This window comes from Sporosarcina sp. P29 (assembly GCF_002743265.1).
Classification (GTDB): domain Bacteria; phylum Bacillota; class Bacilli; order Bacillales_A; family Planococcaceae; genus Sporosarcina.
In genome coordinates, this window is sequence record NZ_PDYX01000007.1 from 18,446 (window position 1) to 31,973 (window position 13,528).

At 41.8% G+C, this 13,528-nt stretch carries 16 protein-coding genes; 14 read left to right on the forward strand and 2 right to left on the reverse strand.

Translation table 11 applies throughout. From position 1 onward, the window contains the following. The first annotated feature begins 180 nt into the window (after positions 1–180). The 3 genes from CSV68_RS07880 (at position 181) to CSV68_RS07890 (ending at position 2,544) form a co-directional block, all read left to right on the forward strand. A complete protein-coding gene (locus tag CSV68_RS07880) occupies positions 181–942 on the forward strand; it encodes a ParA family protein (protein WP_099633747.1) in 762 nt (253 codons plus the stop codon). Continuing rightward, positions 935–1,768 (forward strand): ParB/RepB/Spo0J family partition protein, encoded by an 834-nt coding sequence (locus tag CSV68_RS07885; RefSeq protein ID WP_099633746.1) that lies wholly within the window; start codon positions 935–937, stop codon positions 1,766–1,768. The genes CSV68_RS07880 and CSV68_RS07885 overlap by 8 nt, the downstream gene beginning before the upstream one ends. A gap of 71 nt (positions 1,769–1,839) precedes the next feature. After that, positions 1,840–2,544, forward strand: coding sequence for a DUF554 domain-containing protein (locus CSV68_RS07890; protein ID WP_099633745.1), 705 nt, complete (start codon positions 1,840–1,842; stop codon positions 2,542–2,544). Here the strand turns inward: CSV68_RS07890 and yyaC are convergent. Then, positions 2,455–3,096 carry a spore protease YyaC gene (gene yyaC, locus CSV68_RS07895; RefSeq protein ID WP_099633744.1) on the reverse strand — a complete coding sequence of 214 codons (642 nt, stop codon included), beginning with the start codon at positions 3,094–3,096 and terminating at the stop codon, positions 2,455–2,457. The two genes, CSV68_RS07890 and yyaC, sit on opposite strands and share 90 nt — an antisense overlap. A 113-nt stretch (positions 3,097–3,209) precedes the next feature. Between yyaC and CSV68_RS07900 the strand changes: the two genes are divergently transcribed. The 3 genes from CSV68_RS07900 to ychF all read left to right on the forward strand — a co-directional run bounded on the left by CSV68_RS07900 (position 3,210) and on the right by ychF (position 5,518). Next, on the forward strand, positions 3,210–4,145 hold the full coding sequence (locus CSV68_RS07900; protein ID WP_099633743.1) for a mechanosensitive ion channel family protein: 936 nt from the start codon (positions 3,210–3,212) through the stop codon (positions 4,143–4,145). Then, complete coding sequence (locus CSV68_RS07905) at positions 4,126–4,323, forward strand: DUF951 domain-containing protein (protein ID WP_083034454.1); 198 nt, start codon at positions 4,126–4,128, stop codon at positions 4,321–4,323. Before CSV68_RS07900 ends, CSV68_RS07905 begins: the two co-directional genes overlap by 20 nt. 94 nt (positions 4,324–4,417) lie before the next feature. Next, positions 4,418–5,518: a redox-regulated ATPase YchF gene (gene ychF, locus CSV68_RS07910; RefSeq protein ID WP_099633742.1), complete on the forward strand. Its 1,101-nt coding sequence runs from the start codon at positions 4,418–4,420 to the stop codon at positions 5,516–5,518. A 187-nt stretch (positions 5,519–5,705) separates the two neighbouring features. Here the strand turns inward: ychF and CSV68_RS07915 are convergent, their stop codons facing one another. Next, positions 5,706–6,248 carry a DUF3267 domain-containing protein gene (locus CSV68_RS07915; protein WP_099633741.1) on the reverse strand — a complete coding sequence of 181 codons (543 nt, stop codon included), beginning with the start codon at positions 6,246–6,248 and terminating at the stop codon, positions 5,706–5,708. Between the two features lie 155 nt (positions 6,249–6,403). Here CSV68_RS07915 and rpsF point away from each other — a divergent pair, with 155 nt between their 5' ends. The 8 genes from rpsF (at position 6,404) to yycF (ending at position 13,528) form a co-directional block, all read left to right on the forward strand. Next, positions 6,404–6,691: a 30S ribosomal protein S6 gene (gene rpsF, locus CSV68_RS07920; protein ID WP_029054372.1), complete on the forward strand. Its 288-nt coding sequence runs from the start codon at positions 6,404–6,406 to the stop codon at positions 6,689–6,691. Between the two features lie 48 nt (positions 6,692–6,739). Continuing rightward, a complete protein-coding gene (ssb, locus tag CSV68_RS07925) occupies positions 6,740–7,261 on the forward strand; it encodes a single-stranded DNA-binding protein (RefSeq protein ID WP_099633740.1) in 522 nt (173 codons plus the stop codon). 45 nt (positions 7,262–7,306) lie between these two features. Further along, positions 7,307–7,543, forward strand: coding sequence for a 30S ribosomal protein S18 (gene rpsR / locus CSV68_RS07930; RefSeq protein ID WP_029054370.1), 237 nt, complete (start codon positions 7,307–7,309; stop codon positions 7,541–7,543). A gap of 234 nt (positions 7,544–7,777) precedes the next feature. Then, a complete protein-coding gene (locus CSV68_RS07935) occupies positions 7,778–8,734 on the forward strand; it encodes a DUF2232 domain-containing protein (RefSeq protein ID WP_099661858.1) in 957 nt (318 codons plus the stop codon). Between the two features lie 11 nt (positions 8,735–8,745). After that, positions 8,746–10,719: a DHH family phosphoesterase gene (locus tag CSV68_RS07940; RefSeq protein ID WP_099633738.1), complete on the forward strand. Its 1,974-nt coding sequence runs from the start codon at positions 8,746–8,748 to the stop codon at positions 10,717–10,719. Then, the gene (gene rplI, locus CSV68_RS07945) at positions 10,719–11,165 is read left to right on the forward strand and encodes a 50S ribosomal protein L9 (RefSeq protein WP_099633771.1); all 447 of its coding nucleotides are present in this window, start codon (positions 10,719–10,721) and stop codon (positions 11,163–11,165) included. The genes CSV68_RS07940 and rplI overlap by 1 nt, the downstream gene beginning before the upstream one ends. 24 nt (positions 11,166–11,189) lie before the next feature. Then, complete coding sequence (dnaB, locus tag CSV68_RS07950; RefSeq protein ID WP_369802918.1) at positions 11,190–12,539, forward strand: replicative DNA helicase; 1,350 nt, start codon at positions 11,190–11,192, stop codon at positions 12,537–12,539. A gap of 278 nt (positions 12,540–12,817) precedes the next feature. After that, on the forward strand, positions 12,818–13,528 hold the full coding sequence (gene yycF, locus CSV68_RS07955; protein WP_099633736.1) for a response regulator YycF: 711 nt from the start codon (positions 12,818–12,820) through the stop codon (positions 13,526–13,528).

Here is a 13,528-nt window from a genome sequence, read left to right on the forward strand (position 1 = left end):
TGCTGATTTACTAGCAAGAGTTTTCTTATATATCAATAGAGTTCGTACAGTGAAGATGATAAACTGAAATAGACCACATAGAAGATATTCTTTGTCAGGTATTTCAAACATAGGAAGCAACCAGTAAAACTTTGGTATACTAGTAAGACAATCGAAATAGGAAAGAAAGCAGGTGCAAGAGTGGGTAAGATTATTGCTATAGCAAATCAAAAAGGAGGCGTCGGAAAAACGACGACTTCTGTAAACTTAAGTGCATGCCTTGCCCATTTAGGCAAAAAAGTGCTCTTAATTGATTCAGATCCACAAGGAAATGCGACGAGTGGAGTCGGTGTTAACAAAGGTGATGTACAAGACTGTATTTATAATATGTTAATTGATGATGTACCCGTACGTGACGTGATTCTGCCAACCGAAATTGAAAATCTCGAAATCGTTCCTGCCACCATTTCACTTGCAGGAGCTGAAATTGAGCTAGTTTCTACGATATCACGTGAGGTTCGTATGAAACACGCGATTCAAGATATTAAAGATGACTATGACTACGTCATTATTGATTGTCCTCCATCTCTTGGCCTTTTGACGTTGAACGCATTGACGGCTTCGGATTCAATCATTATTCCTGTACAGTGTGAATACTATGCGCTCGAAGGACTTAGTCAATTGCTCAGCACGATTCGACTGGTCCAGAAACATTTAAATGAATCACTTTATATTGACGGGGTATTACTGACGATGTTTGACGCTAGGACCAATCTAGGCATTCAAGTTATTGAAGAAGTAAAGAAATACTTCCAAGACAAAGTGTATAAAACGATCATTCCGCGTAACGTCCGTTTAAGTGAAGCACCGAGTCATGGTAAACCAATTATATTATATGATCCACGATCTAAAGGTGCGGAAGTGTACTCAGAGCTGGCAAAGGAAGTGGTGGAGAATGAGTAAAGGTCTAGGTAAGGGTCTTAATGCATTATTTCCTCGTGAAACATTGGAAAAGGTAGAGCTTATTCGTCTGAAAAGCATTAAAGTTAATCCGTACCAGCCGCGTAAAGAGTTCAATGAAGTGTCGTTGAATGAATTAAGCGAATCGATTAAGGAACATGGTGTTCTGCAACCCATCATCGTGAGAAGTGTTGGTACACAGTATGAAATCGTTGTAGGGGAAAGAAGATTCCGTGCTTCCGAACTAGCAGGCAAAAAGGAAATTCCAGCTGTTGTACGTGATTTAACAGATGAACAATCAATGGAAATGGCTATTCTTGAAAACTTGCAGCGTGAAGACTTATCTCCTATTGAAGTAGCAGAGGCATACCAAAACCTAATGGAAAGTCTGAAGTTAACACAAGAGCAACTTGCCTTTAGATTAGGCAAGAGTAGACCGCATATCGCTAACCATATCCGTTTACTCGCGTTACCCGAGAAAGTTTTGAAAGACATTTCCCACGGAATACTTTCAATGGGACACGGTCGTACACTTCTTGGGTTGCGTAAAAAAGAGCAAATCTTGGCTATTGCCGAAAAGACCAAGACGGAAGGGTTAAATGTTCGTCAATTGGAGAAACTGGTTCAACAGTTAAATGAAGATGTTCCACGTGAAACGAAGAAGGAAAAGAAAAAAGATATATTTATTGAGGCACAGGAAAACACTCTGCGTGAACAATTCGGTACAAACGTAACTATAAAGAAGACGAAGAAAAAGGGCAAAATCGAAATCGAGTTTCACTCAGATGAAGATTTTGAACGTATTCTCGAATTATTGAACGCTGAGTAATGATACACAAACCTATTTTGCTTTCAATGCAAAATAGGTTTTATTCTTGAAGAGAACTTGGACGTGACTACATGATATTGTTTGGTTCACTGTTTAATGTATTGACGATTATAATCGGTACATTAATCGGAAGGTTTTTATATGGAATACCTGAACGAATGAAGGAAACCATCATGTACGGAATAGGGATGGCTGTAGTAGCAATCGGATTACAAATGACATTTGAAACAACACAAATTGTCATTGTCATTCTTAGTATTGTGATAGGCGCAATTCTTGGTGAATGGATTGATCTTGATCAAAAAGTTAACCAATTGGGGCACTGGATTGAAAAGAAGTTACCGGCTAAAAAAGAAGGGCAGGGAATAGCACAAGGATTCGTTACGGCTACGCTGTTTTTTTGCGTAGGTTCCATGGCTATCATTGGAGCTATTGATAGTGGGCTCCGCAACGATCATAGTGTGTTAATAATGAAAGGAATATTAGATGGATTCACTTCAATCATCTTTAGTTCCACATTAGGTATTGGTGTTGCATTTGCAGCAATTCCTCTATTAATTTACCAAGGTAGTATAACCTTTCTTTCCACCATACTCAGTCGGTTTGTTCCAGATGAACTAATGCAGTTATTTATTTCTGAAATGACGGCTACAGGTGGCTTGATGATTGCGGCTATTGGATTAAATTTAATCGGCTTGACGAAAATTCGGGTAGCCAACTTTATCCCAGGTATTGCGGTAGTTGCGGTCATCGTTACGATTGTATATGCTTTTTGAAGGTTGACGATGATGTGCTAATTGTAAGGCTCTACCAATCATACGACTCATTTCGAACGGTAGATGAAGACGAGTGCTTTGTAAAACTGCTTGCTCCATGAAGCCGCCTACGTTGACGATTCCTTTAACAGATACATCACCAACTAGGGGAAGTTCTTTTCCTACGGCTTTCCCTGGTGCAATCGGACCGCTATGAAACAATAGATCACCAACAGAGTCCTTTTTACTTAGACAGGCATCGATCGCCACTACAAACGCTTCGGGGTATAATGTGCTTGTGAGCTCCATACGTTGTTGTAGATTCAGAGCGTGTAGTGGCTCTTGTAACGTGCCGACTACTGTATAAGGGAAGAGACTTAGCTCTGACAAGTAGGAGCCTGTCAAAGGACCGAGAGAATCGCCAGTGGAACGATCAGTTCCGATGCAATAAAAAATGATTGGTTGTTGTTTAAATGGGATATGTTGCATGAAATAAGTGCTCAATTTCCACACGACACCGGTTTCTTTACTAGAAATTCGGTAATGATAAGAAGAGGGTTCGGCTGTATACATAGGGAGACACCAGTCCTTTGTGTTATATTTACGCTGAAATTCATACTGCGCATGTATTGCTGTGCAGTATATCCTGAGGGGTAAGGGTTTATACGAAAGGAGGATTTCTTTCAATGGCATCTACTTCTGCTACAGAAGAAGCGAAAGAAAGCCTAAAAGGTTTAGAAGCAGCAATTCAACAAGTAAAAGATACGATATTCAGTGCTGACTTTTGGCTCTCTACCGGAATTTTTGCTATTCGCATTCTCTTGATTATTGTGGTGGCAGGCGTGGTAGTAAAAGTAGGGCAAGTATTAATAAGGCGATTCTTCGCTATTAAGTTGAAAAGTCCGATGCGCAAAACAGAACGACGTGAAAAGACCATGATCAAACTTTTAGAAAACGCATTAAAATACATTGTCTATTTCTCCGCTATACTAGCCGTTCTGACAGAGTTCAAGATAGACGCAAAAGGTCTACTTGCAGGTGCAGGTGTACTAGGTCTAGCCGTCGGTTTTGGTGCCCAGAGTTTAGTAAAGGACGTCATTTCTGGTTTTTTCATTATTTTTGAAGATCAATTTGGAGTCGGCGACTATGTGCGTATTAATTCAGGTGAAGGTACGGTTATGGAAATCGGTCTTCGCACAACGAAAATTGCATTATATGGTGGCGAGTTATATACAGTACCTAACGGTCAAATAGGTGAAGTCGTCAATTACTCCGTCACGAATTCCATGGTTTTGCTTGATCTAGCATTATCCTACGAAACAGATATCGACCACGCAGAGGAATTAATCAAAGGATTCCTTGGGAAATTACCGAGAGAGCGCTATTCAGAGGTGATCGGCGTACCGGAAGTGTTGGGCGTACAAAGTATGGAACCATCAAGGATCTTGCTGCGTATTGCCGCGGAGACTGAGCCGGTTGCTAATTTTAACGTAGGTCGTAAACTTCGACAGGACTTAAAGAAATTCATGGATTTGAATGGAATTGAAATGCCTTATCCACGAATGGTAATACGTGAAGAACATAAGGAAGGGGATTCATACGATGGCGGACAAAGAGTTTAACTTGCATGACGTGGTGGAGATGAAAAAACAACACCCATGTGGCACAAATGCTTGGAAAATCATCCGAATGGGCGCGGATATTCGAATAAAATGCGAAGGCTGTGGACACAGCGTCATGATCCCACGTAATGAATTTGCTAAGAAGATGAAAAAAGTTCTGCTGAAGAACGAGTCTTGAGAACACGTGGACAATACACCGCATTATCCTTATAATGAAGTGGTTGACTAACGAATAATGTAAGCTTTGGATAGATAAGAAAGGTGTGGGAATAATGGCGTTAACAGCTGGGATTGTAGGTCTTCCGAACGTAGGGAAATCAACTTTATTTAATGCGATAACAAAAGCAGGAGCAGAGGCGGCGAACTATCCGTTCTGTACGATTGACCCGAACGTAGGAATAGTTGAGGTACCAGATGAGCGTTTAGACAAATTGACTGAGCTCGTCACACCGAAAAAGACAGTGCCAACTGCATTCGAATTTACCGATATTGCGGGGATTGTAGAAGGTGCAAGTAAAGGTGAAGGTCTTGGTAACAAGTTCCTTTCACATATTCGTGAAGTAGATGCGATTTGTCAGGTAGTCCGTTGTTTCGTAGATGAAAACATTACACACGTATCAGGAAAGGTAAATCCAATCGACGATATTGAAGTCATTAACTTGGAATTGATCTTGGCAGATATGGAAAGTGTAGATAAGCGTTTAGCCCGAGTTTCCAAAATGGCGAAGCAAAAAGATAAAGAAGCGATGGTAGAAGAGCCGATTCTACTCAAATTACGTGATGCATTTGAAAATGCAATGGCTGCCCGTTCTGTAGAATTAACAGTTGATGAGTTGGATGTAGTCAAAGGCATGCACTTGTTAACGATTAAACCGATGTTGTATGTAGCGAACGTTTCAGAAGATGAAATTGCAGATGCAGATAACAATCCATACGTCCAACAAGTTCGTGATTTTGCAGAGAAGGACAATGCAGAAGTAATCGTAGTTTGTGCGAAAATTGAAGAAGAGATGGCGGAGCTTGAAGACGACGAGAAGGAAATGTTCCTTGAAGAGCTAGGCATCAAAGAATCCGGTCTTGATCAATTAATTAAAGCAACGTACAACTTACTTGGATTTGCTACGTACTTCACAGCAGGCGTACAAGAAGTTCGCGCATGGACATTCCGTAAAGGTATGAAAGCACCACAATGTGCCGGCGTAATCCATACCGACTTTGAACGCGGATTCATCCGTGCGGAGACGGTAGCATACGACGACTTAGTCGAGCACGGTTCCATGACAGCGGCAAAAGAGGCTGGTAAGGTCCGTTTAGAAGGTAAAGAATACGTCGTTAAAGACGGCGACGTTATGCTCTTCCGTTTCAACGTATAATACAAACAAAGGCTGATTCTCCTCGTGAGAATCAGCCTTTTTCTTGATTTGAAAGAGGTCTGATTGAAGACCTGCAGAGGAAGTGAAAGAGTAAGTTAATGGGTGAGTACGAGGGGATTGCAACTCGGAAAAGCGTCCCCTCCGAAGCGCAAACCCCCATTCCAATCCTACTGCCAGCTTTTTTATTTTATTGAGCAGGATAAATATACAACTTAGGCAACTCCGGATCATCCTTCACTAGTGCATCATCCGGAAACTTCTTTAACTCCTTGTACATCGCAAAATCTCCTGCTGCTCCGCCGATTAGCATCGCACCTAACAGCAACAGTACGCCATCATTGAAATACAACGCAAGAATAGCAGGCAACACACCCGTCATCCAAAACGGTAACAATAACGCTTTGCGGATTCCTTTATTGTCCATCAACTGATCCGTGGTAGCGTAGGCAACACCCATCTTCAAATTGACACCATACGCCATATTCTTCCACGGCACATTACAAAAAATACGAAAACCAAGCAAATGGAAAAACTCATGTATAACAATCAATAAAATGTATCCAACCAAAGTATAGACAACATACCACACCGAAAATGACATAGATAATCCTCCTTGTAGCAGACCACGAATTATCAAAAGTGCTATAAGCGGTAGGAAAGTGAGCCAAAGACTTTGCTTCGCTATTTTCTGTAAATCGAGCTCAACAATCACAGGCTGTTGTTCTTCCATGCGAAATCACCCCTTAATTCACTTAGTATAGTATATTGATGGTTGATATTCCAATTGAGATGTGATAGTATGTACTGATGTGAGTAATATTAAATTTACTTACTCCTTGCCCACTTGTAAAAGTAGGGCCCAAGTCCATAAGGAGGTGACTATTGATGAGAAAGTACGAAATTATGTACATTATGCGCCCAACTCTTGAAGATGACGCGAAAAAAGCGTTGATTGAACGCTTTGATACTGTCCTAACTTCAAACGGAGCGGAAATCATCGAGTCGAAAGAGTGGGGCAAGCGACGTCTTGCTTACGAAATCGACGACTTACGTGAAGGTTACTACCAATTAGTAACTGCTAACGCTGGTGCTGAAGCAATCGATGAATTTACACGTCTAGCGAACATCAACGAAGGTATCATTCGTCATATGACAATTCGTGTAGATGCGTAATCTGATATAAAATCTAATAAATTTATGATGAGGGAGGTTTGATTCTGAATGATAAACCGTGTCGTTTTAGTTGGCCGATTAACAAAAGATCCTGAGCTGAAGTATACACAAACTGGAATTGCTGTAACACGTTTTACACTGGCAGTGAACCGTGCGTTCGCTAATGCCCAAGGAGAACGGGAAGCGGATTTCATCACGTGTGTAGCTTGGCGTAAACAGGCTGAGAATATCGCGAATTACTTACGAAAAGGAAGTCTAGCCGGAGTGGATGGCCGTATACAGACGGGCAGCTTCGAAGGTCAAGACGGTAAGCGTGTTTACACGACAGAAGTTGTTGCGGATAGTACTCAATTCCTGGAACCAAGAAGTGCCAATACAGAACGTCAGCAAACGCCATCTTATGGTGGTGGAGCTCCTTCTTATAACGCACCTTCTCAAGACCAAGGACAAGGATACAATAACCAGCAATCCTACCAACCGAATCAGCAAAATATGACACGTGTTGATAATGATCCATTCCAGCCAGGCGGCGGTCCGATTGAAGTAACAGATGACGACTTGCCATTCTGATAGAACGGTTCATTTAATACGTAAATAGGAAGGAGGACAACAATTATGGCACCACGTCGTGGAGGTCGCAAACGCCGTAAGGTTTGCTATTTTACTTCTAACCACATTACTCACATCGACTATAAAGATGTAGATTTGTTGAAGAAGTTTATCTCTGAGCGCGGAAAGATGTTGCCTCGTCGAGTTACTGGTACAAGCGCTAAATACCAACGTAAATTGACGGTCGCAATCAAACGTGCACGCATCATGGCACTTCTTCCGTTCGTATCTGAAGAGCGGTAATATATAAACCGCCACTGACTGAGTTACTCAGTCAGTGGCGGTTTTTTATTTATCTGGAAAATCATACAATCCATAGTCCATTGCGCATCCACTTTACTGGAAACCGCAACTGCCTGTATTTTTGATTTCACGTCGAATCGTGATACAATTAGAAGGATGATTGCAGCTTTATATGAATTAAGGAATGCAACACTTTGTCCCTTTATAATCAATAGGTGGCAAAAGAAGCAGTGAATGAATTGGGGCGTGGATATGCAAGATCAAGCAAGTAGAATTACGTACGGTGCGATGATGGTAGCACTCTTCGCCATATTACTGGCAATGACTTTATACGTACCATTACTCGGCTTATTGACATTGTTACTCGTTCCATTGCCCATTACGATTTATCGTTTGCGCTATGACCGTGTCTCTACGCTGATGGTCGCGATGTGTACATGGCTTATCACATTATTGATTGGTGGCTTGCTTTCCATACCAGCAGCAATTGTCTTAAGTGCTGTTGGATTCGTTATCGGTGATACCGTACGAACAGGCAAGACGAAACTTTATGTATATATGGCAACCGGTGTCACATTGCTCATTTCATTGAGTCTAATGTATCTAGGCACTGTGTGGTTCATGAAAATCAACCCCATTGAACAGTTGATGCAACAATTTTCAGCTATACAGCAGGAAGCACTTGTCATTCTATCCGGAATGGGAAATTCAACAAGAGAAATTGAGCGAACTGTGGCCGAGGCATTTACGTATTACCAAACCATTGTGCCTTCTCTGTTCATCTTGTCTGTTTTTGTAACTGCCTACATGTTTGTTATGCCCATTTTGGCGGTTGCAACACGTTTACGTTTTGAAGTTCCTAAGTTTGCTTCCTTCCTTAACATGCGTCTTCCATTTGCAACGGTACTAGCCTATCTAGCATTACTGTTGATTTCCATTTTGTCGCAGCCGGAACAAGGAACGACGTTTTATCTAATGGAGGCAAATGCCATTCTCATCTTTAGATTCTTATTCTTCTTACAAGGTTTGGCGTTAATTTACTATGCATTGCGTAAGATGAAGCTTCCAATAATCGTCAACGTGCTAGCTACATTATTCGCCATGTTCCTCAGTCCCTTCACCGTAATGTTGGGTGTTTTGGATATCGCCATTAACATTCGTACATGGATAGATAAAGACAAGAGAGCGTAGGAGATGAGATATTGAATTTATTTTATAAAAAACGTGGGATACGAATTCCGTTAGCATTCTTGTCTCTACTCGGAGCGGTAGGTTCCGTACTACTAATGTTATTAAACTTTTGGGTAGGACTGTTTTTTGCAGTTGCTTATGCGCTTGCTCTAGGTACCGCTTGGAAAGTAGAGAATGAGAACTATCTGGAAACAGAGAAATATATTGAAACCTTATCCTACCGGATGAAAAGGGTAGGAGAAGAAGCGTTGCTGGAATTACCAATTGGGATTATTTTGCTGAATGATAAGCAATTAGTAGAGTGGGTCAATCCATTTATCAATTCGATATATCCCGACAAGACTTGGATTGGTTCACAGCTCTACGAAATGAATGAAGCATTTCGTCAAGTCATTAGAGAAGACAGTGAGCAAGATGTCATCGTATTGAATGATCGCTCGTACCGCGTGTACTATAAACCGGAAGAGAAATTGATCTATCTATTTGACGTAACAGAACGCTTAAAGATACAATCCCTTTACTATGCTGATCGAACGACGATTGGGATTTTATTGGTCGATAACTATGATGAATTGTCTCAGACAATGGACGACCAGACACGAAGCCAGATGAACTCACTCGTTACCTCATTGGTCAATCAATGGGCAGATGAATATGGGATCTTCGTAAAACGAATTTCTTCTGAGCGCTTCTTGGCTGTTTTCAATGAAGGTACACTAGAACTATTGGAGAAGACTAAGTTCGCGTTGCTCGATACGATTCGTGAGAACACATCTAAACACAGTGTTTCACTTACGTTGAGTATTGGGGTAGGGACAGGTACTACGTCGCTTACAGAGCTTGGTGAGTTAGCTCAGTCGAGCCTGGATCTAGTTCTAGGGCGTGGCGGTGACCAAGTAGCGATTAAACACCATGATGGGAAACTGAAATTCTATGGTGGTAAGACAAATCCTGTTGAAAAACGTACACGTGTACGCGCACGTGTCATTTCACACGCACTACGTGATTTAATCCAAGATAGTGACCGTGTGTTCATTATGGGTCATAAAATGCCTGACATGGATGCGATAGGTGCATCGATTGGTGTACGTAAGATGGCAAGGATGAATGGTGTTGAAGGCTATGTCGTCGTTAATTTTGATCAGCTCGATGCTAGTGTTAGCCGTTTGATGGATGAAGTACAGCAAGATGAAGAATTATATGACCATATGGTGATGCCTGAAGAGGCGTTGGAATTGATGACGGAGCGTTCGTTGGTCGTTATTGTCGATACACATAAGCCAAGTATGGTTATAGATGAGCGTGTACTGGATAAGGCCCAGAAGGTTGTATTAATTGACCATCACCGACGAGGCGAAGAATTCATTAATAACACCGTGCTCGTTTATATGGAGCCTTATGCATCTTCCACAGCGGAACTTGTGACGGAATTACTGGAGTATCAGCCAAAGAATGAGAAGTTGACAATGTTAGAGTCGACAGCGATGCTAGCAGGTATCGTAGTGGATACGAAGAGCTTTACACTTAGGACAGGTTCTCGCACATTCGAAGCCGCTTCCTATTTGCGAACGAATGGTGCCGATACCGTACTAGTACAGCGTTTACTAAAAGAAGATATTGCGACATATATTGAACGATCAAAACTAATTGAAACCGTAGAATTTGCGGGTAATGGAGATATTGCGATTGCGAGAGGTCTAGAAGATGTTGTTCATAGCTCCGTACTGATCGCGCAGACAGCTGATATCTTATTGACTATGCAAGGTATTTCCGCATCATTCGTCGTAGCAAAGCGTGATGATGGAAGAATTGGTATTAGCGCCCGCTCATTGGGCGAATTGAATGTTCAAGTCATTATGGAAGAGTTGGGTGGTGGCGGTCATTTAACAAATTCTGCTTGCCAGTTAAGTGTAGACACGATGGATGAAGCAATTACGATGTTAAAGGACGCACTAGATCAATACGTAGAGAGGGGAAATGAATGATGAAAGTTATTTTTTTAAAAGATGTTAAAGGAAAAGGTAAAAAAGGTGAAGTGAAAGAGGTCTCAACTGGATATGCACAAAACTTTTTATTGAAAAATAATGTAGCAGTTGAAGCGACTCCAGGTAATTTAAGTAAATTGCAAGGCCAGAAGGATCGCCAGAAAAAGGATGCAGCTGCAGAATTGGCAGAAGCTAAAGAATTAAAAGAGCAAGTTGAAAAGTTGACTGTAGAGCTACAGGCGAAAACGGGTGAAGATGGTCGTCTGTTTGGTTCTATTACGTCCAAGCAGATTGGACAAGCGTTAGAAAAGCAAAACAAAATTAAAGTAGATCGCCGTAAGATGGAATTACCTGAGCCAATTCGTGCACTTGGTTTTACAAATGTTCCGATCAAATTACACCCTGATGTAACAGCTACACTTAAAGTGCATGTTACAGAAGAATGATAAGGAGATAATAGCTTGAACCAGATGATCGAGCGCACACCTCCGCATAACAACGAAGCAGAGCAGTCGGTTCTTGGTGCAATATTTTTAGAACCACAGGCACTGATAACCGCATCTGAAATATTGATGCCGGAAGATTTCTATCGGATCGCGCATAAAAAGATTTTTGAAACTATGCTTGTATTGAATGACAGAGGTCAGCCAGTCGATTTGGTGACAATCGCCGAAGAGCTCAAAGTAAAAAATGAGCTCGAAGACGTCGGGGGCATTTCGTATATTACAGAGCTTGCCAACGCAGTTCCGACTGCTGCAAACATCGTCTATTATGCAAATATTGTTGATGAAAAAGCTTTGTTACGCAGATTGATCCGCGTTGCAACTGACATTGTGGAAGACGGCTACACACGGGAAGACGAAGTAGAAGCCTTACTTGGTGAAGCCGAGAAGAAAATGATGGAAGTGTCCAATCGGAAAAATGCGGGTGACTTCCGTCATATTAAAGATGTATTAGTGGAGACGTATGACAATATTGAATTATTGCATACACGTAAAGGTGATGTAACAGGAATTCCAACCGGATTCCGTGACTTGGATAAGATTACGGCAGGCTTCCAGCGTAATGACTTGATTATCGTGGCGGCTCGTCCTTCTGTTGGTAAAACCGCGTTTGCGTTGAACGTAGCGCAAAACGTGGCAACGAAGACAGAAGAGAACGTCGCGATCTTCAGTTTAGAGATGGGTGCCGAACAGCTTGTCATGCGTATGTTATGTGCAGAAGGTAACATTGACGCACAAGTACTGCGTACAGGAAACCTTGAAGCTGACGACTGGCGCAAGTTGACAATGGCTATGGGGTCGTTATCAAATGCAGGAATTTTCATTGATGACAGTCCAGGTCTGCGAGTGAATGAAATCCGTTCGAAATGTAGACGTCTGCAACAAGAACACGGTCTCGGTATGGTGATGATTGACTACATGCAGCTGATCATGGGAAGCGGCCGTGGCAGCGACAATCGCCAGCAAGAAGTATCTGAGATTTCTCGTTCATTAAAAGCATTAGCTCGTGAACTAAAAATCCCAGTCGTTGCGCTGTCCCAGCTATCACGGGGTGTAGAGCAACGCCAAGATAAGCGCCCTATGATGTCTGACCTTCGGGAATCAGGAAGTATTGAGCAAGACGCCGATATCGTCTCCTTCCTCTACCGGGAAGACTACTATGATAAAGAAACCGAAATGCAAAATATGATTGAAATCATTATTGCCAAGCAACGTAACGGCCCAACTGGTACGGTAACGTTAGCATTTGCAAAGGAATACAATAAATTCCTTAATATCGACTGGAGTCAGCACGAATCGCCTCCGTCTTATGAATAAAACAGCGCGCTCTTCTTCTACCACTGTAGAAAAGGACGCGCTGTTTTTTCATCGTTCCAAGCAAGCCGCCCCCATCTGAAAAAGTGCGATTTTACACAAATCGTGATAGAGTTAAAGGATATGGAAAGATATATTTCAGCTTTAGAATCAGGCTGTAACCATAGAAGAGATAGATTAGTGTTCCATGTACCACACAATTTCACATTACTTAATTTAGTCATGGAAAGAAAAAATAGCTGAAAATTTAATCGCCAATTACGGTGAGAAAGGAACAAATCATGCAAAATAAAACGATATTTATTGTAGACGATGAGAAACCCATCGCAGACATCATAGAATTTAATTTGAAAAAGGAGGGCTTTAACGTCTTTTGCGCATACGACGGTGAAGATGCTATCAACCGTGTAGAAGAGATCCAGCCAGACCTTATGCTACTTGATATCATGCTCCCTAAACGAGACGGCATGGAAGTCTGTAGAGAAGTACGGAAAAAGTATGATTTCCCTATTATTATGTTGACAGCCAAAGACTCGGAAATCGATAAAGTCTTAGGACTTGAACTAGGCGCAGATGATTATGTCACTAAGCCATTCGGCACAAGAGAATTAATTGCTCGAGTTAAAGCCAACCTGCGTCGTCACGCAAGAACTATAGCGGAAGACCAGGAAGAAGAAACAAACGATATCACGGTAGGTCAACTTGTTATCCAACCTGATGCATACTATGTTCAAAAGCGTGGAGTTACAATTGAACTGACGCATCGTGAGTTTGAATTACTGTATTACCTAGCTAAACATATTGGTCAAGTGATGACACGTGAGCATTTACTACAAACCGTATGGGGCTATGATTATTTCGGAGATGTACGAACAGTCGATGTAACGATTCGACGTCTTCGTGAAAAGATTGAAGACACGCCGAGTCATCCAAGCTGGATCGTCACGAGACGTGGTGTAGGCTATTACTTGCGCGATCCGGAACAGGAGTAA